Origin of the sequence: Streptomyces vastus (assembly GCF_039532825.1) — a bacterium.
GTDB lineage: Bacteria > Actinomycetota > Actinomycetes > Streptomycetales > Streptomycetaceae > Streptomyces > Streptomyces vastus.
The window spans coordinates 17,823-37,591 of sequence record NZ_BAAASJ010000034.1; the positions used below are offsets into that span (position 1 = coordinate 17,823).

Here is a 19,769-nt window from a genome sequence, read left to right on the forward strand (position 1 = left end):
GCGTCAGCCGGTGGAGCCGGCCGACGCGCTGCGCGCGGTGTCGAACGCGGCGCACCAGGCCCCCACGCTCCGCGCCCGCAGCAGCCCGGTGCCGATCAACAGACCGGAAAACCCCGCGTCGATCAGCTCGGCCGCCGCCTCGGGATCGGTGATTCCGCTCGCGCTGACCGGGCAGCGGGTGCCGGTGGACCGCACCGCGGGCAGCAGTGCTCGACCGCGGTGCGGATCGGCCGGCAGCCGTTCCCGGGTGGCGATGTCCTTGTTGTTGACCGCGACCACGCACGCGGACCCGCGCGCCACGGCCGCGACGTCCGCCTCGTCGGCGACCTCCACGAATGGGGTCAGGCCCAGGTCCAGGGCGTGGTCGGTCAGCCGGGCGAGGACCGACGCGGGCAGCAGCTTCGCGGTCAGCAGTACGGCGGAGGCACCCAGCTCGCGGCTCCGCTCCAGCTCACGCCTGCTGATGAGGAAGTCCTTGCGTAGCAAGGGCAGTTCGGTGCGGGCGGCGACCTGGGTCAGCAGATCCTCGGTGCCGCCGAACCAGTGCCCGGTGACCACCGAGAGGCAGGGCGCGCCGGCGGCCTCGAACCGCTCGACCGTCTCGGCGACGCCACGGCCGCCCAGCAGATCCCGCCCGTCGGCGTCCCGCCGCTTGACCTCCATGATCAGGGGCCGGGCGGCCTTGGCCAGCGCCCCCACGAAGTCCGCGTTCACGTGCTTCTCCATGCGTGAGTGACGGCCGCCGCGCGGTCGGCGCACAGCAGTCCGTCCTCGCCGCGCGCCGCCGAGTCGACGTCGATACCGAGGAAGCGCGGGTGTGCGCGCGCCCCCGCGAAGTCGCCCCGATTACCGGCGTGCAGACCGCCCGCCAGCAGGAAGGGCAGCTGGATCCGGTCCGCGAGCCGCCGCACGGCCATGTCCTGAAGCGGCTCGGCGGTACTGCCGATCCGCCCGTCGGCGGTCGCCGTGTCCAGCAGAAAGCAGTCGGCGCCGGCCCGCTCGTAGGCGCCGGTCAGCCGCTCCTCCAGGCATTCGCTCCCCTGCAGGTGGAGCGCCTTGATGATCTTCAGGCCGGCCGGCCCGTCCCTGCGCAGCGCGCGCACCGTGCCGGGGGTCTGGAACCCGTGCAGCTGCACGTACGGCACCCGGGCCGCGCGCACGGCCCGCAGCAGTGCCCCGAGGTCGGAGGAGAAGGTGACCAGCACCGGTGTGAGCCGCCCGGTGTCCGAGGCGGCCTCGGACAACGCGCCGAGCCGGGCGGCCGTCACCTCCGACCGGCCGCCCGGCACCTGGTACCACAGGCCGACCAGATCGGCCCCGGCAGCCGCCAGGTCGGTCACCTCCGCGGCGGAGGTGGCACCGCAGAACTTGACGAGCACTACCCGGCCGCCGAGGGCTCGGCCTCCCGCACCAGCGAGCCCTCGGAAAATCCGGTGCCGTCCGCGCTCAGCAGTCCCGGGTGCGCCGCCCTCAGCTCGGCGACGATCCGTTCGTAGGGGAGGTCGTCGAACTCCCCGTGATGGCGCAGGAATTCCATGTGGCGTCGGCCCTGCAGGTCGAAGGGGTGGTACATGCTGTCCGACGTGCCGTCGAAGTCCAGCGGCGTCAGTCCGTACAGCCGGCACAGCGTCCTGTTGAACACCGGTGTCGCCTTGACCCAGCGCCCGTCGAGGAAGACGGAGGTGAAGCAGTGCATGTGGAAGACATCGCCGCCGAGCAACCGCTTGAGCCGCTCGGAGGCAAGGTGGTTGCGTACGTCGGCGAGGGCGAGCCGGGCCGGGATGCCGAGCGAGCGCAGCCCGGCCACGTACAGCACCGACTTGTGCAGGCACATGCCGGAGCCGGAGCGGGTCACCGTGCTCGCCCGCAGGCCCGCCCGGGACAGGTCGGCGCCGTACACCTCGTAGCGGACGGAGTCGCGCACCGCGTAGTGGAGCGCGACCGCCCGCGCGGTCGGCGTGGTGGCCGTGGCCGGCACCGCGTCGGCGACGAAGTCCCGGACCTCGGGCGCCTGGTGGTCGAGGAAGGCGGTGGCGCGCAGCGTGCCGGGATCCTCGCTGTACTGGGTCGTCACAGTGGACTCTCTCTCGTGTTCAAAGGGCTCGGCGGGCGGCCGGTCACAGGCCGAGCAGGGCGGCGATGCGGTTGCGCTGGATCTCCGAAGTGCCCGAGTAGATGGTCGAGGCGACCGAGTTGCGCAGCTCCGCCTCGATGCCGTATTCGGTCAGATAGCCGTTGCCGCCGAAGATCTGCACGGCGGCGAGGGCGGAGGCGACGTTGGCCTCACTCGTGACGAGCTTGGCCATGGCGATGTCCCGGGTGACGTTGACACCGGCGGCCATCCGCTCGGCGGTGCCGTACAGCCAGCGCCGGGCGGTCTCCACCCCGATCTCCATGTCGACGATGCGGTGCGAGACGGCCTGGTACTGGCCGATCGGCCTGCCGAACTGGGTGCGGGTACGCGCGTACTCGACGCAGCGGTCGACCCGGTGGCGCATCTCCCCCGCGTTGATGACGAAGGAGCAGAGGATCTCCCAGCGCATGACGTGGTCGAGCACCAGGAAGCCGCCACCTACACGCCCCACGACCCGGGAGGCGGGGACCCGGCAGTCGTCGAGGTAGAGCTCGCACAGCGGGGAGGTACGCAGTCCCATCTTCGCCACCGGGGCACCGATCTCGAGGCCCGGCGTGCCGCGCTCCAGCAGGAACGCGGTCACGCCGAGCGGGCCGGGGCGGTCGTCGGTGCGGGCGTAGACCGTGATCAGGTCGGCGACCGGCCCGTTGCTGACGAAGGCCTTGCTGCCGCTGAGCACGAAGTCGTCGCCGTCCCGGAGCGCCCTGGTCCGCATCGCCAGCGCGTCCGACCCGCTGTCCGGCTCGCTGATGGCATGCGCGCCGATCAGCTCGCCGGAGCAGATCCGGGGCAGCCAGCGTCGCTTGAGCGCCTCGGAGCCGAAGCGTTGCAAGGGTACGCCGGTGCTCACCAGGTGAGTGCAGACCGAGAAGTTCAGCCCGGCGTCCCGGCAGCCCTCGCCCAGCGCCTCCAGGACGTACATGGTGGTCGGCAGCGACTGACCGAGGCCGCCCCACTTCTCGTCGAAGGGCAGTCCGAGGACGCCGGCGGCGGCCACGGTCCGGAAGTTGTCGTACGAGAAGGAGGCGGCCGCGTCCCGCTCGTGAAGGCCGGCGTTGAGCTTCCCCAGCCAGGGCGTCAGGCCGTCGCGCAGCGCCCGCTGTTCCGCGGTCCAGTCGATCATCAGTAGTGGGAGTAGCCGGCCGAGTCGAGGTCATGGCGCTCGTCCCCGCACAACGCGGGGCTGAACACGCACACCAGACGCAGGTCCTCGTCCGGGTGCGCGACCAGCCAGTGCGCGTCGTTCAGATCGAGCGCGTACAGCGTGCCGGGGGTGATCGGATGCACCGTGCCGTCGGTGTCGATGACCTCTCCGCTGCCCGCTATGCAGTAGCAGCTCTCCAGGTGATTGCGGTACTCCAGGCGGGACTTGCTGCCCGCGCGCACGAGGGTGTCGGTCACGGTGTAGCCGACGCCGTCGGCCTCGGTGAGGAACCTGCGGCTGAGGCCGTTGCCCCAGTCGACACAGGTGACCTCGTCAAGCTTGCGGACGATCATGAGCGGATTCCTCTCTCGTGTCCGTCGGTAGCTGGGGCGGGGCCGGGAGCGCGCAGTTCACTCACGAAGGTGCGGAGCTCTTCGACGGGGTCCCGCCCAGCAGCGCGGGCCTGTTCGATACGGGCCACCCCGGCGCTGCCGACCACGACGGCATCGGCGCCGAGCTCTGCCAGGAGCGCGATGTCGCCGCCCGTGCGGACCCCGAAGCCGACGGCCACGGGCACGGACGCGGTGGAGCGCAGGGTGGTGATCACAGCCCCGAGCCGCTCCCGGTCCCAGGCGGCGGCGGTTCCGCTGCGGCCATAGTGGGCGACCAGGTACAGATAGGCGGAGGCGTGATCCGCCGCCTCGGCCACGACGTCGGGGCCGGAGGCGGCGTAGCAGGTCGTGACGAGCGGCAGTCCCGCCCGGTACACGGCGTCATAGTGGGCGCGTCGCAGCCGGGGCGGCACGCCGTGCAGCAGCAGGCCGTCGCAGCCGGCGTCGCGGACGGCCGCGGCGAAGTCACCGGGGTCGGTGCCCCGCACGGTGTGACTCCAGTCCGCGAGCAGCGCGATCCGCGGTCCGCGCAGCCCGGGCCGGGCGGCCGCCACGGCGTCCAGGACGGCCCGCGGCGTCACGCCGTCGGCCAGGGCCCGGGCGGCCGAGGCCCGGACGACCGGCCCGTCGGTGGGCGAGTCGGGGAACGGTACGGCCAGTTCGAGACAGTCGACCCCGCTGTCGTCGAGCATGGCCAGCAGCTCGGGCAGCACGGCCAGCGGCGGGTCCCCGGCGTTGAGGAACATCGCCAGACCGGGCCGCCCGGGCGCGCGGCGGGCGAAGAAAGGGGAGCCGGGCGACTCCGGCCCGGGTGACGCGGCGACGGAGGGCCCGGTCACGGCGGGCTCAGACATGCGCGCTCACCCCCGCGTGCAGTCGGGTGAGCAGGTCGAGGGCCCGGCCGCTGCACAGTGCGTCACGGGCGGCGTCCAGCGCGGCCCGCCAGTCGCCGGTGAGCCGGCCGGCGACGGCGAGTGCGGCGGCGTTCAGACACACGGTCTCGGCGGCCGCCGGGGCGCCCCGGCCCGACAGCACCTCGCGGAAGAACGTCACCGCGTCGCCGCGCGGACGCAACTCCTCCAGCGAACCGGAGCACAGCCCCAGCCGGGTGGGATCGAGCACGAACTCGTCCTCCGCCGCGCCCTCGTAGGCGTATACCCGGTTCGGTACGAAGCCCAGGAGTTCATCGGCGCCGACGTCGTTGACACACAGCCACACCGAGCGGCCGCTCCCCCGGGCCAGGTGCGCGGTGGCCTGCCGCAGTCCGTTCGTCAGCCGCGCGTCCGCGACACCGGTGAGCTGCGCGGCGACCGGCATGTCGGCGAGCAGAGGGCCGAGGGCGTTGACGAAGCGGCCGAGCTTTCTGACGTCCAGCGGCAGCACGCTGCGGCTGAGCAGCGCCAGTTCGGCCGGGTAGACGAAGGCTCCGGCGAAGGCAATACCATGCCGTTCCAGGAAGTCGTGCGTCTCCTCATACGAGGACACCAGCGGCACCCCGAGCCGCTCCAGAAGGTCGACGGAGCCGAGCCTGCCGGTGTAGGCCCGCGAACCGGTCTTCACGACCCTGACGCCCATCGCGGCGGCGACCAGGGCGGCGGCGGTGGAGATGTTGAAGGTGCCCGGACCTCCGCCGGTCCCGACGATGTTGACCGCGGCGCCGAGATCGCCGGGCCGACCGGCCGGGCGACGCTCGGCCAGCGAGTCCAGCAGTGCGGTCAGGGTCACGCGGTCGGGCATCCGGGTGGACAGCGAGGCGAGCAGGGCTACCGTCTCTCCCCGCTGCAGGCCACCGTCGTGGAGCCGGTCCCACAACGATCGCCAGACCGGCAGGTCCACCGGCCGGTCCTGCCCGATCAAGGCGGCGACGGCGTCATGCACGGCTACCCGATCTCCGTCCGCTTCGGCGACGCGTGGCTGATGAACGCGTCGATGGCTGCCACCGACCGGAACGACTCCGGCCGCAGGTCGACCCGGTCCGTGTCGATGCCGTACCGGTTCTCGATCCAGGCGATCACCTTGAGCAGCCCGAGGCTGTCGATCACCCCGTACTCCAGCAGGTCGAGTTCGGCGTCCAGCTCCGCGGCGGGCACGTCCGGCATGAACTCCCCGACGACGAACTCCTTGATGGTCTGGGCGTATCGCATGTCAGCTCTCCTCGCTGAATTGGTCGTCAGGCCGCGGTGCGGCGGTCTCGGACGGCACGGTCACGGTCGACCTTTCCCGTGCTGGTCCGAGGCAGCGGATCGTCGGTGATCAGCAGCGTCGAGGGGATCGCGGCCCTGGCCAGCCCGCGGGCCAGGTGGCCGCGCAGGGTCAGGCTGTTGAGACCGGAACCGGGTGTGCGGCGGGCCACGGCGTGCAGCGCGTGGCCGGCCACCGGGTCGGGCAGCGCCAGGACGGCTGCCTCGGTGACGCCGGGGTGGTCCAGGAGCCGGTGCTCGACCTCCTGCGGGTTGACCCGCACCCCGCGCACCTTGACCTGGAAGTCCTTGCGTCCCACCAGGGTGAGCGCCCCGTCCGCGGACCGGCACACGAGGTCGCCGGTGCGGAACCAGCGTCGCCCGTCGGCCCGTTCGGGGTGCGGGACGAACGCGCCGGAGGCGGCCGCCGTGCCGAGGTAGCCCTCGCTCTGGAAGGAGGTGGAGACATACAGCTCGCCCGTGCCGGGCCCGTCCAGCACCGCGCCGTCGCCCGTGACGAGCAGGGCGTGCACGCCGGGCAGCGGCTGCCCCAGCGGCAGCGGGCGGCCGGGGTCCGGGGCACCGCGCACCTCGTGCAGGAAGCTGTCGTTGGTCTCGGTGCAGCCGTAGAGGTTGTACAGCCGGGCGCCGGGCAGCACGGACGGCAGCTCGGCCAGGAGCGCGCCGGGCATGCTGTCCCCGGTGATCACGGCGTGCCGGACGGACGGGAGCGTACGGCCCTGTTCGCGGGCGGCGTCGGTGAGCAACCGGTAGAACATCGGAACCGACTGGACGACCTCGGGCCGTTCCCGCGCGACGAGGTCCAGGAGGGCACCGCCCCGGGTGGCGCGGTCCGGATCGACCAGGACGACCCGGCCACCGCGTGCGAGCGTCGTCCAGACGTCCAGCAGGCACAGGTCGAAGTTCAACGGCGCGTAGTTGAGCACCGCCGTGCCGGGGCCGATCCCGAAGGCCCGGCCGGCCCAGCCTGTGAAGCGGTCCAGCGCCGCGGCGCCCAGCGGCACGATCTTGGGCGTGCCCGTGGAGCCGGAGGTGGTGAGCAGCAGCGCGGTGTCACCGGGGCACCGGCGTGCCCCGTCGGCCGCGGCCCTCGCCGCCGGCGGTTTTCCCGCGGTCAGTACGTGACGTACGCCGGCCTGTGCGTACAGCTTGTCCAGGACGTCCTCGCCGAGCGTCGGCGCGGGCAGCAGCAGCGGCCGGCGCTCCAGGAGGCAGGCCAGGATCAGCGCCAGGGTGCGCGGCGACTTGACCGCGGGCAGGGCCAGGGGCTCACCGGTCGGCAGGTGGGCGAGCCGCTCCCGCTCCAGCGTCGCCCGGCGCACCAGCGCGCCGTAACTGACCGCGTGCTCCCGCCAGGCCAGTGCGGTGGCCTCCGGGGCCCGCCGGGCGTGGTCCACGACGGCGTGGACGAACGTGCCCGTCGGTGTGGCGGCGACCGTCGTGGGGCTGCTGTCCACCGGTGCTCCCTCCGCTCCTGGTCTGCCGAACTCGTTGATCCCGATGGTGGTTTCGACACCTGGAGGATCGTTCGAGCCTCGCTGTACGGTGCGTGACGGCACCGCGGGGCGAGCGGGCGGCGGGTGAGCGGGGTGCTCAGCGCAAGAGGAAGGCCGGCCCGTGCCCCGGTGGGGGCACAAGCCGGCCTTCCTTCCGAACTGTCGAACAGGGCGTGACACCTACCCCGTCAGCAGGAACACGTTCAGCCGCCCAGGAGTTCGCCGAGCGCCAGTGCCGGCTCGTGGGTCGGCGGACCGGCGGGCCACCAGACTCCGGACCGCTCCTGGTAGGGGTACCAGCGGCCGTCCCGCCCGTAGCGCAGCTGCACTCCCCGGCCGGCCAGCGTCCAGTGGTTGCCGCGCACGACCAGCTCGGGCAGCTCGTCCTCCTCCCAGCCCGCCGTGAGCGCCGCGCGCGCCCGCGCGACGTCGGCCCCCGGGGGTTCCCAGGGCTGTTCGAGGACGTCGAGTCCGGCGCTGCCGCCGGCCCGCCAGGCCTCGACCGCCCGGTCCAGTTCCTCCGGTCGTCCGCAGGCATCCCGCAGCCGATGCGGCACCCTGGGATCGGGATGGGTGGCGGCGATCCGCACGGTGTCCTGCCACAGATCGAGCGGCCGGGGCGGCTCGGCGGCCAGCCCCAGGGTGTAGGCGAGCAGGTGGCGCGCGCGCACGGCCGCGTCGGCGACCAGCCGCTCCAGGGGATCCGCCTCGATACCGGTGACGGACTCGGCGGTCTCCTCGGGTGGTTCGGGCAGGGCCGGGATCGCCGGCAGGGGGGCCACGGGACGGGCGTAGGCCTCGGCGACGGAGATCCCGCGCGGCGCCCCTGCGGCCTCGGGCTGCCGCACGTCCGGCTCCGCGTCCTCCTCCACCGTGTCGTCAGTGTCGTCGGCGTCCTCGGCGTCGCCGGTCATGGCCCGCAGGAGGAGAACGGACTTCAGCTCCTCCAGGGCCTCGGCCCACTCCCGGCCGCGCAGCAGCAGCAGGACCTGCGGTTCCTCGTCGAGCAGCCAGGAGAACTGGTAGCCGAGCGCGACCGCGTGCGCGCAGGGGTGATCGGGCTCGTCACAGTCGCATTCCGGTTCGAGCTCGCCGTAGCCGGGCAGTACGCCCAGCCGGGCGTCCTCGGCGGCCTCCAGCAGATCCGGGGGCAGTTCCCCGGCCAGCAGCGCCTCGGTCTCCGCCGGCCGGTCCGCGGTCTTCTCCCAGAGCGCGTCCCACTGGTCGTCGTCCAGCTCCGGAAGCTCCAGGCTGACGGTGTAGGGCTCGTCCTCACCGCCGTACACCAGCGCCGCGACGCGGCCCGGACTGACCGTGACCGGGCCGAGCCGCCCGGAGCGCGCGACGGCCCGCCCCTTCTTCAGCGGCTCCTCCTCGGGCCAGGTGTCCTCCATCGACTCGGTCCATGCCCTGCCCCACCAGGACTGCCCGCGGGCGCGGCCGCCCTTGCGGGCCGGGAAGGCGGCGAAGCCCCGGGCCCTGCTGTCGTGTTCGTCGCTCACTGCGCGCTCCTCAGCTCGACCAGGTTCGCCAACTCGTCGTTCCCGAGTCGGCTCAGCGCCTGCTCACCGCTGCCGATGACGGCGTCCGCCAGCTCCTGCTTGGCCTCCAGCAGCGTCGCGATACGGTCCTCGACCGTGCCCTCCGCGATCATCCGGTGCACCTGGACAGGCCGGGTCTGCCCGATGCGGTACGCCCGGTCGGTGGCCTGCGCCTCGACGGCCGGGTTCCACCAGCGGTCGTAGTGCACGACATGGTCGGCCCGGGTCAGGTTGAGACCGGTACCGGCCGCCTTCAACGACAGGAGGAAGACGGGCACCTCCCCGTCCTGGAAACGGCGGACCATCTCTTCGCGCCGGGCCACCGGTGTCCCGCCGTGCAGCAGCTGGGCCGGGATGCCGCGGTCCCGGAGATGGCGCTCCAGCAGCCTCGCCATGGCGACGTACTGGGTGAAGACGAGCGCCGCGCCGTCCTCCGTCAGGATCGTGTCCAGCAGCTCGTCGAGCAGGGCCAGCTTGCCGGAGCGGCCGGACAGCTTCGCGCCTTCCTCCTTGAGGAACTGCGCGGGATGGTTGCAGATCTGCTTCAGGCCGGTGAGCAGCTTCAGCACCAGGCCGCTGCGGGCGATCCCCTCGGTCGACCGGATCTCGGCCATGACGGCCCGCACCTGCTCCTCGTAGAGGGCGGTCTGCTCTGCGGTGAGTGCGACCGGGCGGTCCGTCTCGGTCTTGGGCGGCAGCTCGGGCGCCACTCCCGGGTCGGACTTGCGGCGGCGCAGCAGAAAGGGCCGTACAAGACCGGCCAGGCGCGCCGCGGTGCCGGTGCCGGGCTCCGCGCCGGTCCCCGCCCGCTCGGCGTCGATCGGGGCGATCCAGCGGCGGCGGAAGTGTGCGTGGCTGCCGAGCAGTCCGGGAGTGGTCCAGTCGAGTACGGCCCACAGCTCGGACAGGCTGTTCTCGACGGGCGTGCCGGTGAGCGCGATCCTGGCGTCCGCGGGGATCTGCCGCAGCGCCTTCGCGGTGGCGGACGAGGCGTTCTTCACGTGCTGTGCCTCGTCCGCGACGACCATGCCCCAGGAGTGGCCGCCGAGCCGCTCGGTGTCCAGACGCATCGTGCCGTAGGTCGTGAGGACGAACCCGGAGTCCGCGCCCGCGAGAGTGCGGCCGGGGCCGTGGAAGCGGCGTACGGCCGTGCCGGGGGCGAACCTGCGGACCTCCCGCTCCCAGTTGCCGAGCAGCGAGGCCGGGCACACCACGAGGGTGGGGCCCCGGCTCGCCTCGTGCTCCTGACGGCGCAGATGCAGCGCGATGAGCTGGATCGTCTTGCCCAGACCCATGTCGTCGGCGAGACAGCCGCCGAGGCCCAGCGAGGTCATCCGGGTCAGCCAGCCCAGACCGCGCAGCTGGTAGTCGCGCAGGGTCGCGGCGAGCGCCGCCGGCGGTTCGACGGTGGTGTCCGCGTCGGTGTCCGCGAGCAGGGCCCGCAGGGCTTGCAGCCAGGGGCCGTCGGCGACCGGCACCTGCTCGCCGCCGATCTCGGCGAACCCGGTCAGCGCCACGGCCAGCGTCTCCATGGCGGTGAGCGGGCCGAGCAGGCGCTCGCGGACCTTCCGGGCGAGCGCGGGGCCGACGAAAACCCAGCGGCCGCGCACCCGCACCACCGGCCGGTTCGCCTCGGCGACGGCCGCCGTCTCCTCCTCGGTGAGCGGGTCGCCGTCGAAGCACAGCTGCCAGCGCAGGTCCACGGTGCCGTCGCCGCCCAGCACGGAACGCAGGTCGGCCGGTGGGGTGCGGTCCGCGCCGACCACGGCCCGCGCGGTCAGCAGGTGCCCCGCCTCGTCCGGCCACCGCACATCGATGCCGTGCGCCCGCAGCCGGGACGCGGCGCCGCCGAGCAGGTCACCGAACTCCTCGTCATCGAGGTCGAGTTCGCGCGGTACCGGCAACAATCGTGACAACGGGTCCCACACGCCGGCGGCGCGGCGGACGGCGCGCACCGTCTCGGCCTGGGCGCGCGGACCCAGCGCGTGCGGTGCGCCGTCGAACAGTTCCGCGGCGGTCAGCGCGACCGTCGGGTCGGCAAGGTCGGAGACGAGCGGCACGATCCGTCCGGCCGGCTCGCCGTCCTTCCCGTGGACGAGCCGCACGGCCAGCAAGACCCGCACGCCCGCGTCGATGCCGACGGCGATCTCCTCCGCCCAGGCCCGCAACTGCGGCACGTGCTGGGGCTGCACGGCGGCGAACGCGGCGCGCCCGGTGGCCGACTCGGCGGCGGCGGTGCGCGGCAGCGTGTCGGCGACGGCGTCGAGGAAGGCGCGCACCGCCCGGCCCGGCTCGGGCAGCACGGCGTGGCCGGGAACAGGTACGGCCAGCGCCTCCGGCGGCACGGCGGCGGCCAGCTCCCGCAGCCGCAGCATGTCCTCGGGGTCGAGTGGGCCGACCCGCCAGGCGTCGTACCCGCCGACCGAGACGCCGGGCAACAGCCGTTCACGAGCGGCCAGATGGAGCGCGAGCGCGGTGGCGGTCCCCCAGAACGCGGCCGACGGATGGACGGCGCCGTCGGCCTGGCCGCCGTGCAGACGCCGGGCCAGGGCCAGGACCGGCTGCGCGTCGGCGACCGTCAGCCACCGCACGGGAAGGGTGCGTAAGCCGTCGGCGGTGGCGAGGTCGGCCTCCTCCGTCACGCCGCAGGGCACGTCCGGCGGACCGGCGCCCTCGGGATCCCAGAAGGCCAGCCGTCCGGTCCGAGCCGGATCGCCCGGTTCGAAGGCGACCGCACAGCGTGCCAGCAGTCCGGCGTCCTCACGCGCAATCCACACCATTGCTCCCACTTTCTCGGTTCTGGTATGCGGGCCATCCGCGTTCCACGGCTTCTCGAGCGCCGTGTGCGACGGTGACCAGGATGTGCTGAGTCCCCGGAAGGAACTCTCCGTGATCACACTAATCAATCGGTTCGAAGTCACCGGCGCGGTCGACGAGTTCGAGCGTGTATTCGACGGAACCTCGGCGTTCTTCGCCACCCAGCCCGGCTTCATACGTCATCGGCTGCTGCGTCCGCTGGACGGGCAGGGCCACTATGTCAACGTGTCCGACTGGGAGGACGAGCCGTCCTTCCGCCGGGCACTCCAGCAGCCGGAGTTCGCCGCCCACCGCGCCGCGCTGCGCGCGCTCAGCAGCAGCGACCCGCGGCTGTACACACCGTTCCTGGAGCGCGTCCCGTCCTGAACGGCCGCACGGCGAGGAGGGGCGGCACACCGTGCGCCGCCCCTCCTCGCCGTGCCGCCCCGCGGTCAGGCGGGCCGTACACCCAGCGCGTGACCGAAGACGCCGCACGGGTCCCAGGTGGCCTTGATCCGCTGGAGCCGCGGATAGTTGTCCTTGTAATAGAGCCGGTGCCAGGGCACGCCCGAGGTGTTCCAGTCGGCGTCGGCCATGTCCAGGTCCGGATAGTTGACGTAACAGCCGTCGCTGCTGCGGCCCGGTACGGGAACACCGCCGGTGGCGGCGAACACGTCCCGGTAGAGGTGGCGCAGCCAGCCGATGTTCTCGGCGTCGGCCCGCTCGTCCTGCCAGATGTTCATGAAGATGACGTTGATGACCGCCTGGCGGTGCGCGTAGGCGGTGGCCGAGGGCCGCAGGGAGTTGATCCGGCCGCCGAAGGACTGGAGCGACACATGGGCCGCCTCGCTGCTGTGGTCGCCGCTGTTGAGGTGCCTGTACAGGGCGTCGACCTGATGGTCCGTCAACGCTTGGCGCAAATAGGCGGACTTGATCTTCTGCCGGCCCTTCTCGTGGTCCTGGGACTCGGCGAGCGCGGCCGTGGCGGTCAGCCAGGGGTCCCGGGCAACCTCGGTGATGTGCGGCGTGACGCCGACACCCTCCGTCACCGCCGCAACATACCGCTTCAACAGCCGTTCGGCGTCGGGCCGGTCACCGTCGACATGGGCGAAGCTGACGGCGCTCTGCCCGGGGTCGTTCTCCTTGAGCCGGCTCAGCAGCACCAAGCCGCCGTACAGCCCGGTGTACGGGGAGTCGGCACCGCTGTTGCGCTCGTGCCACAGACCGAAGTTGCGCACCAGCCGACGGAAGGCCGCCCGGTCCATGCCCTCGCGCGGGTAGAGCACCGCGTTGGACACGGTGGTGGCGGGCGGGCGCGGCAGCAGGCCGCTCGGGTCGTAGCCGGTGGCGCCCGGGGAACGGAACCAGTAACGGGTGACGACGCCGAAGTTGCCGCCGCCCCCGCCCGCGTGGGCCCACCACAGCTCCCGGTGCGGATCCGACGGCTTGCGGGTGGCGACCACGGCACGGGCCTTGCCGTGGGCGTCCGCGACCACCACCTCGACCGCGTAGAGGTGGTCGGCGGCGACACCGAAGCGCCGGGACAGCGCTCCGTATCCACCGCCGGCGACATGCCCGCCGATGCCCACGGTCGCGCTGGCGCCGCCGGGCAGCGTGACCCCCCAGACCTCATGCAGCTTGCGGTAGACGTCCATCAGCCGCGCACCGGCCTCCACCATGAAGGCGCGCTTTTGGGGGTCGTAAGAGACGGCGTTCATCTCCCCGAGGTCGATCACGAGCCGCACGGCCGGGTCACCCACGAAGTTCTCGTAGCAGTGTCCGCCGCTGCGCACCGCGACGCGCCGCCCGGAGCGGGCGGCCTCGCCGACGGCCCGGACGACCTCCTCGGTGGTCGTGGCCACGCGGAACGCCGCCGGGCGCGCGGTGAACCGCTTGTTGACGCCCCGGGTCGCCAGCTCCTCGTAGCGGGGATCGCCCGGGGTGATGTCGGCGGCACCGGGTGTCCGGGCCGCCGCCCCCGGAGCCGGGGGTGCGTCGGCCGCCGCGGCCGAGGCGGGCTTCAGCCCTGCCCCGACCAGCCCGGCGACCCCTGCCGTGAACGTGCCGGCGACCAAGCGCCGACGACTGGGCACTGTCATCCTGGCCCTTTCTCGAGGAATCGGGTTCTCGTCGGTGTGAATCGGGTTCTCGTGGCGGGCGACCGGGTGCCGAGCCCGTGCCGACGCGGCGCGACCGGATGTCAGGCCACATTCCTGGCCGACAGGGCCCGGTTGACCGCGTCCAGGTACTGGCGCGGAGTGCCGGCCACGTCGAGGGCCTCGTCGAGCGTCACCTCGTAGTCGCGCTCGATGCGCCCGGTGGTCTGGAGCAGCGCCAGCGAGTCGTAGCCGAGGTCGGTGAACGGGACGTCCAGGACGTCACCGTCCAGGTCGACGCCCTCCTCCTCGCCCGCGCATTCGCGCAACAGGGCGGTCAGGTCGCTGAGTTCAAGGTGCTTCATCACTCTGTCTCCTCCGCGTGCGGGGCACGCTCGTCGCCGACCGGAGCCGGTCGGGGTGGGTCTGGGTGGGTCTGGGTACGGCGGGACGGCCGCCGTCGTCCGGAACTCGTGCCGAAGGGTCAGTCCGCGGCGCTGACCACGGCCGCCGCGTTGAACCCGCCCCGCCCCCGCGCCAGGACCAGGGCGTTGCGCAGCCGCACACCCCGGCGCGCGGTCCCGGTCACCAGGTCGACGGGGCAGTCGTCGGCTGGCCGCGCCGTTCCCCTCGTCGGCGGGATCACCTGCTCACGCAGCGCGAACAGCGCCGTGGCGAGGTCGAGCGAGGCACCGCCCGCCAGCAGTCGGCCGGTCATGGACTTGGGCGCGGTGACCGGCACCCCGAAGACACCGAACACTCCGGCGATCGCCTCGGCCTCGGCCCGGTCGGCGGCGCGTTCGCCGGCGGCGTCCGCGAACACCACGTCGATCTCGTCGGCCTGCACCCCCGCGTCGGCCAGCGCCAGCCGGGCCGCGTCGGCCAGTCGCGGGGAACCGGCGCCGTCGAAGGTGGCCGCGTACCCGGTGACCGAGCCGTAGGTCCGGGCACCGCGCGCCCGCGCGGCGTCCGCGTCCTCCAGCACCAGCAGAGCGCCTCCCTCGCCGACCACATGGCCCGACGCCCCGGCGTCGAACGGCAGGAATGCCCGTTCCGGATCGTCCGAGGTGCTCAGGCCGCCACCCGCCAGATGCGCCGCCCAGCCCCACGGGCACAGCGTCGAGTCGACGCCTCCGGTGATCACCAGCCGGGTGCCCCTTCGAATCTGCCGCCGGGCATGGGCGACCGCGTCGAGGCCACCGGCCTGCTCGGTCACCAGGGCGCCACTGGGCCCGCGCAGGCCGTGCCGAATGGAGATCTGGCCCGTGTTGACGGCATAGAACCAGGCGAACGACTGGTACGCGCTGACGTGCCGACCACCCCTGCTCCACAGCGCCTGCAGCTCGCGCTGCCCGAACTCGAACCCCCCGGCGGAGCTGGCGGTGACCACGCCCGCGCTGTAGTCGGGCAGCTGCGCCGGGTCGATCCCGGCGTCGGCGAGCGCCTCGTCGGCCACGGCGAGGGACAGCCGGGTCACCCGGTCGGTCTGCGGCAGCAGTCGGCTGGGCACATGCGCCTCGGCGACGAATCCGGGCACCTCACCGACGAGTCGCACCGGATAGCCCGCGGCGTCGAAGCGGGTGACCGGACGGATGCCGTTCTCCCTCCGCAGTACGGCCGCCCACCAGGCTTGCGTGCCGAGCCCGTTGGGCGCCGCGACCCCTATCCCGGTGACGACCGCCGTGGCGGTGTCCGCGCCGGCCCGGCCCCGGACGGCGGAGGTGGCCGTGGTCATGCCGCCTCCGTCCGACGCGGGCGGGTGAGGACCACGGCGCTCTGGAAGCCACCGAAGCCACTGCCGACGCTGAGCACCGTGTCGGTGCGCTGCTCGCGGGCGGTGAGCGGTGTGTAGTCCAGGTCACAGTCCGGATCCGGCTCGTGCAGATTGGCCGTCGGAGGAACCGTGTCATGGGTGATGGCCAGCGCGCTGGCGGCCACCTCCAGCGAGCCGATCGCACCCAGCGAGTGGCCGATCATCGACTTGATGGAGCTGATCGGCACCGCACGGGCGTGGCTGCCGAGACTGCGCTTGAAGGCGGCCGTCTCGTGCCGGTCGTTCTGCTTGGTGCCCGAACCGTGCGCGTTGATGTAGTCGACGGCGGTGCCGTCGAGGCGCGCCGCGTCCATCGCCGCCCGGATCGCCTCGGCCATCTCGCGGCCGTCGGCGCGCAGCCCGGTCATGTGGTACGCATTGCTGCGGCTGGCGAACCCCGCGACCTCGGCGTACATCCGCGCACCGCGTCGGCGTGCCCGGTCGAAGTCCTCCAGGACCATGACCGCCGCCCCCTCCCCCAGGACGAACCCGTTGCGGCTCCGGTCGAAGGGTCGGGAAGCGGTCTCCGGGTCGTCGTTGCGCGGGCTCGTCGCTTTGATCGCGTCGAAGCAGGCGACCGTGATCGGTGAGATCGGAGCGTCCGTGGCCCCTGCCAGCATGACGTCGGCGGTGCCCTCGCGGATCAGCTCGACGGCATAGCCGATCGCGTCCAGACCGGACGTGCAGCCGTTGGAGACCAGCGAGACCGGGCCCTGCGCGCCGACGGCCCTCGCCACCTCGGCCGCCAGGGAGCTGGGCACGAAGTAGTCGAACAGGTGCGGGACGGCCCGGGTGTGGTCGACGGTCCAGTCGCGCCCGCGGTCGCTGACGACCGCGTACTCGGCGTCCAGGCCCATGGTGCAGCCGACCGCGCTGCCCAGGCTGACCCCGGTACGCAGCGGGTCGAGCGCCTCGTCGATTCCACTGTCCGCAACCGCCTCGTCCGCGCTGACCAGGGCGAACTGCGCGGCCCTGTCGAGACGCCGGGCCTCCTCGGCAGAGAAACCGTGCTCGGCCGGGTCGAAGTCGGCCTCGGCGGCGATACGGGAGCGGAACTGGGTGGGGTCGAACAGGGTGATGCCCCGGGTGGCCGTCCGGCCCGCCGTGAGCAGCTCCCAGAACGCCTTGGTGCCCACACCGCCCGGGGCGACGACCCCCATACCGGTAATGACGACCCGTTTCATGGCCTTCCTCACAGTCCTGAGCCTCTGTTGCGTCCTCGGGCATCGAGCCTCACCCACCGGGCTGGAGGATCACTCGAATCTCCGTCCGCCCCGGCGCGCGTCGCGCAGGCCGGTTCGCCGGGCGTCGGACGGGCAGGCATACGGCTCCCGTGCGGCCGGGGCGATGCGTGGTACGCCGGACGACGGCGGGTGCATGCCGAGCCGATCGCGGGGAAGCGTCCGGCAAACCCTGTTCCGGCACTGTGTGGATGCCACCCCGTGGCCCGGCCCCGTCGACGTCCCGGTACACGTCGACGGGGCGTCCGGCGCCATGGTGGCACCCGACCTGGACGGGGACCTGGTGTGGGATTTCCGGCTGCCGAAGCTCGCCTCCATCAACACCTCGGGGCACAAATACGGGCTCGTGTACCCCGGTGTCGGCTGGTTGCTGTGGCGGGACCAGAGGGCGCTGCCCGAGGAGTTGGTGTTCCGCGTCAACTACCTGGGCGGTGACATGCCGACCTTCGCTTTGAACTTCTCCCGGCCGGGCGCGCAGTACTACTCGTTCCTGCGGCTGGGCCGGCAGATGTACCGGGCCGTGCAGCAGGCGGCTCGAGACATGGCCGGGAAGGTCGCCCGGGCGGTGGCCGAGTTCGGTAACTTCCGGTTGCTGACCAGGGGCGACGAGGTACCGGTCTTCGCCTTCACGACCGGCGCTGGACGTGCGGGCGTACGACGTCTACGTCGTCTCCCGGCGGCTGCGCGAGAAGGGCTGGCTGGTCCCGGCGTACGCCTTCCCGCCAAACCGCGAGGACCTGTCCGTCCTGCGAGTGGTCTGTCGCAACCGGTTCTCCGAGGACTCGCCGAACGGTTCGTGGAAGACCTCGGCCGGATTCTGCTGGAGCTTCGCCGGCAGCCGCACCCCCTGACGGGGGACAGGGGGGCGGCCACCGGCTTTCACCACTGAGCCGGGCGCAACGGGGGGTGCGCCGTCACTTGCTCAGTGCCCCGAACCGCCGCAGTGCCAGCGGGAAGAACACCGCGAGCAGAGCGAGCGGCCAGATCACGGCGGCCCAGATCTCGCCCGCGTCGGCGCCCCGGCCGCTGAACAGCTCACGCACGGCCGTCGCGGTCTGAGACATGGGGTTCCACTCGACGACCGTGCCCAGCCAGTCCGGCATGGACTCGGGGGTCGCGATGGCGTTGGAGAGGAAGCCGACCGGCCAGACCAGGATCTGCACGGCCTGCACCATCTCGGGCTTCCCCGCGACCAGCGCGAGCTGAATGCCGATCCACAGCATCGCGAACCGGAACAGCAGCAACAGCCCCACGGCGGCCAGGAACTCGCCCGCCGAGGCGTGCGCCCGCCACCCGATCGCGTACCCGACGCCGATCATCACGGCGAGTCCGACCGTCGACTGCAGCATGTCAGCGACCGAACGGCCCACCAGGACGGCGCCATTGGCCATCGGCATGGAGCGGAACCGGTCGATCACGCCCTTGTTGAGGTCCTGGGTGACGGCGATCATCGTGCTCTCCAGACCGAAGGCCATGGTGAGCGCGAGCGCGCCGGGCACGAGGTAGTCGACGTACCTTCCCTCGACCCCCCGGCCGCCGCCGATCAGAAAGCCGAACATCAGCAGGATCATCACGGGGAAGACCAGGCTGACGGCCACCTGCACCGGTTGCCGTGCCCAGTGGGCGAGCTCCCGGCGCGTCATCGTCCAGGAGTCGCTCAGGGCGAGCGAGACCTTGCCGCCGCTGTCCTCCCGCACCGTCCCCACGGCGCCGACCGCGCTCATGCGACCTCCCTGGCTCGCACACCGTCGATCGCCGCGTCCTCGGAGCGCCCCGTCAGATGCAAGAACACCTCGTCCAGCGTCGGCCTGCGCAGCGCGATGTCCTCCGCCTCGATGCCCGCCTCCTCCAAGGCCCGTACGACTTGGGTGAGCGCGCTCATCCGGTCGGCGACCGGGGCACTGAACAGGCGTCGGTCGACGTCCACCGAGACATCGTCGGCGTCGATCGGCAGCAGGGCCACCGCCGCGCCCAACTGCCCGGCGTCGCGCAGGACGACGTCGATGCGGTCACCGCCGGTGCGGGCCTTCAGCTCGTCGGCGGTGCCGTCGGCGATGACCCGGCCCTGGTCGACCACCGAGATACGGTCGGCCAGTTGGTCGGCCTCCTCCAGGTACTGAGTGGTGAGCAGCACGGTTGTGCCACCGCCCACCAGAGAGCGCACCGAGGCCCATACCTCGGCCCGGCTGCGCGGGTCGAGTCCGGTCGTCGGCTCGTCGAGGAACAGCACCTCCGGCTCGGTGATCAGTGAGGCGGCGAGGTCCAGCCGGCGCCGCATGCCGCCGCTGTACTGCTTGACCGCCTTGGTGCCGGTGTCGGCGAGGCCGAAGCGCTCCAGCAGTTCGTCGGCCCGGGTCCGGGCGCGCCGGGCGCCCAGGTGGTAGAGGCGCCCGAACATCTCCAGGTTCTGCCGACCGCCCAGCTCCTCGTCCAGCGCGGCGTGCTGGCCGAGCAGACCGATGCGGCGGCGCACCTGGTCGGCCTGCCGCACGACGTCGTACTCGGCCACCGTCGCGCGTCCGGAGTCCGGCCGCAGCAGTGTGGTCAGCACCCGCACGGTGGTGGTCTTGCCCGCACCGTTCGGACCCAGCAGGCCATGGACGGTGCCGCATCCGACCGTCAGGTGGAGATCGTCCAGGGCGGCCTTCTCTCCGTATCGCTTTCGTACGCCGTCGACGACGATCGCGTCGGTCATGCGTCTCCTTCGGATCATGTAGTCAACCTTGACTACCGTTCGCCTGCGCAAGATAGCACCCACGACGGAGGTTGGTCAAACTTGATTAGTCGCGAAGAGAGGAAACCTCTGCGGGCGATCGCATGGAAGCGGGCCAGGACTGTTACGGGGTCCGAGTAGGAACGGAACAGAAAACCGGTGTAGCCGTCAAATCTTTTGACGGGCCGTGAGCGGGGCTGCC

The 19,769-nt window shown here is 72.5% G+C and carries 18 protein-coding genes and 1 pseudogene; 2 read left to right on the forward strand and 17 right to left on the reverse strand.

The features are described from left to right. Window positions 1-3: 3 nt before the first annotated feature. The 11 genes from ABD357_RS17750 to ABD357_RS17800 form a co-directional block, all read right to left on the reverse strand. Window positions 4-714 (reverse strand): beta/alpha barrel domain-containing protein, encoded by a 711-nt coding sequence (locus tag ABD357_RS17750; protein WP_344391208.1) that lies wholly within the window; start codon window positions 712-714, stop codon window positions 4-6. Next, a complete protein-coding gene (locus tag ABD357_RS17755; protein WP_344391210.1) occupies window positions 711-1,379 on the reverse strand; it encodes a phosphoribosylanthranilate isomerase in 669 nt (222 codons plus the stop codon). Before ABD357_RS17755 ends, ABD357_RS17750 begins: the two co-directional genes overlap by 4 nt. Then, the gene (locus tag ABD357_RS17760) at window positions 1,379-2,074 is read right to left on the reverse strand and encodes a transglutaminase-like domain-containing protein (protein WP_344391211.1); all 696 of its coding nucleotides are present in this window, start codon (window positions 2,072-2,074) and stop codon (window positions 1,379-1,381) included. The genes ABD357_RS17755 and ABD357_RS17760 overlap by 1 nt, the downstream gene beginning before the upstream one ends. 43 nt (window positions 2,075-2,117) lie before the next feature. Continuing rightward, window positions 2,118-3,257, reverse strand: a complete 1,140-nt coding sequence (locus ABD357_RS17765; protein ID WP_344391212.1) for an acyl-CoA dehydrogenase family protein — start codon at window positions 3,255-3,257, stop codon at window positions 2,118-2,120. Further along, window positions 3,257-3,631, reverse strand: a complete 375-nt coding sequence (locus tag ABD357_RS17770; RefSeq protein ID WP_344391213.1) for an ectoine synthase — start codon at window positions 3,629-3,631, stop codon at window positions 3,257-3,259. The genes ABD357_RS17765 and ABD357_RS17770 overlap by 1 nt, the downstream gene beginning before the upstream one ends. Further along, window positions 3,628-4,524 (reverse strand): tryptophan synthase subunit alpha, encoded by an 897-nt coding sequence (gene trpA / locus ABD357_RS17775; RefSeq protein WP_344391214.1) that lies wholly within the window; start codon window positions 4,522-4,524, stop codon window positions 3,628-3,630. Before trpA ends, ABD357_RS17770 begins: the two co-directional genes overlap by 4 nt. Next, entirely contained in the window at window positions 4,517-5,548 is a 1,032-nt protein-coding gene (locus tag ABD357_RS17780) for an anthranilate phosphoribosyltransferase (protein WP_344391215.1), read from the reverse strand. Before ABD357_RS17780 ends, trpA begins: the two co-directional genes overlap by 8 nt. A 2-nt stretch (window positions 5,549-5,550) precedes the next feature. Beyond that, window positions 5,551-5,814, reverse strand: a complete 264-nt coding sequence (locus tag ABD357_RS17785) for an acyl carrier protein (RefSeq protein WP_344391216.1) — start codon at window positions 5,812-5,814, stop codon at window positions 5,551-5,553. Between the two features lie 26 nt (window positions 5,815-5,840). After that, window positions 5,841-7,328 carry an AMP-binding protein gene (locus tag ABD357_RS17790; RefSeq protein ID WP_344391217.1) on the reverse strand — a complete coding sequence of 496 codons (1,488 nt, stop codon included), beginning with the start codon at window positions 7,326-7,328 and terminating at the stop codon, window positions 5,841-5,843. Between the two features lie 242 nt (window positions 7,329-7,570). Next, window positions 7,571-8,869: an SWIM zinc finger family protein gene (locus ABD357_RS17795; RefSeq protein ID WP_344391218.1), complete on the reverse strand. Its 1,299-nt coding sequence runs from the start codon at window positions 8,867-8,869 to the stop codon at window positions 7,571-7,573. Continuing rightward, a complete protein-coding gene (locus ABD357_RS17800) occupies window positions 8,866-11,688 on the reverse strand; it encodes a DEAD/DEAH box helicase (RefSeq protein ID WP_344391219.1) in 2,823 nt (940 codons plus the stop codon). The genes ABD357_RS17795 and ABD357_RS17800 overlap by 4 nt, the downstream gene beginning before the upstream one ends. Before the next feature lie 109 nt (window positions 11,689-11,797). On the opposite strand from ABD357_RS17800, the gene ABD357_RS17805 reads away from it, so the two are divergent. After that, window positions 11,798-12,091 carry an antibiotic biosynthesis monooxygenase family protein gene (locus tag ABD357_RS17805; protein WP_344391220.1) on the forward strand — a complete coding sequence of 98 codons (294 nt, stop codon included), beginning with the start codon at window positions 11,798-11,800 and terminating at the stop codon, window positions 12,089-12,091. Between the two features lie 65 nt (window positions 12,092-12,156). On the opposite strand, the gene ABD357_RS17810 is transcribed toward ABD357_RS17805, so the two are convergent. From ABD357_RS17810 to ABD357_RS17825, 4 genes are all read right to left on the reverse strand, one after another. Beyond that, window positions 12,157-13,803: an FAD-binding oxidoreductase gene (locus ABD357_RS17810; protein ID WP_344391221.1), complete on the reverse strand. Its 1,647-nt coding sequence runs from the start codon at window positions 13,801-13,803 to the stop codon at window positions 12,157-12,159. Between the two features lie 101 nt (window positions 13,804-13,904). Then, the gene (locus tag ABD357_RS17815; protein ID WP_344391222.1) at window positions 13,905-14,165 is read right to left on the reverse strand and encodes an acyl carrier protein; all 261 of its coding nucleotides are present in this window, start codon (window positions 14,163-14,165) and stop codon (window positions 13,905-13,907) included. Between the two features lie 119 nt (window positions 14,166-14,284). Further along, window positions 14,285-15,535 (reverse strand): ketosynthase chain-length factor, encoded by a 1,251-nt coding sequence (locus ABD357_RS17820; protein WP_344391223.1) that lies wholly within the window; start codon window positions 15,533-15,535, stop codon window positions 14,285-14,287. Continuing rightward, window positions 15,532-16,797, reverse strand: coding sequence for a beta-ketoacyl-[acyl-carrier-protein] synthase family protein (locus ABD357_RS17825; protein ID WP_344391224.1), 1,266 nt, complete (start codon window positions 16,795-16,797; stop codon window positions 15,532-15,534). The genes ABD357_RS17820 and ABD357_RS17825 overlap by 4 nt, the downstream gene beginning before the upstream one ends. Window positions 16,798-17,068: 271 nt before the next feature. On the opposite strand from ABD357_RS17825, the pseudogene ABD357_RS17830 reads away from it, so the two are divergent. Continuing rightward, window positions 17,069-17,743 (forward strand): annotated as a pseudogene (locus tag ABD357_RS17830) (pyridoxal-dependent decarboxylase); the annotation flags it as partial. Window positions 17,744-17,768: 25 nt separating this feature from the next. Here the strand turns inward: ABD357_RS17830 and ABD357_RS17835 are convergent. Beyond that, window positions 17,769-18,578 carry an ABC transporter permease gene (locus tag ABD357_RS17835; protein WP_344391226.1) on the reverse strand — a complete coding sequence of 270 codons (810 nt, stop codon included), beginning with the start codon at window positions 18,576-18,578 and terminating at the stop codon, window positions 17,769-17,771. After that, the gene (locus ABD357_RS17840) at window positions 18,575-19,549 is read right to left on the reverse strand and encodes an ATP-binding cassette domain-containing protein (protein ID WP_344391228.1); all 975 of its coding nucleotides are present in this window, start codon (window positions 19,547-19,549) and stop codon (window positions 18,575-18,577) included. Before ABD357_RS17840 ends, ABD357_RS17835 begins: the two co-directional genes overlap by 4 nt. Window positions 19,550-19,769 lie beyond the last annotated feature (220 nt).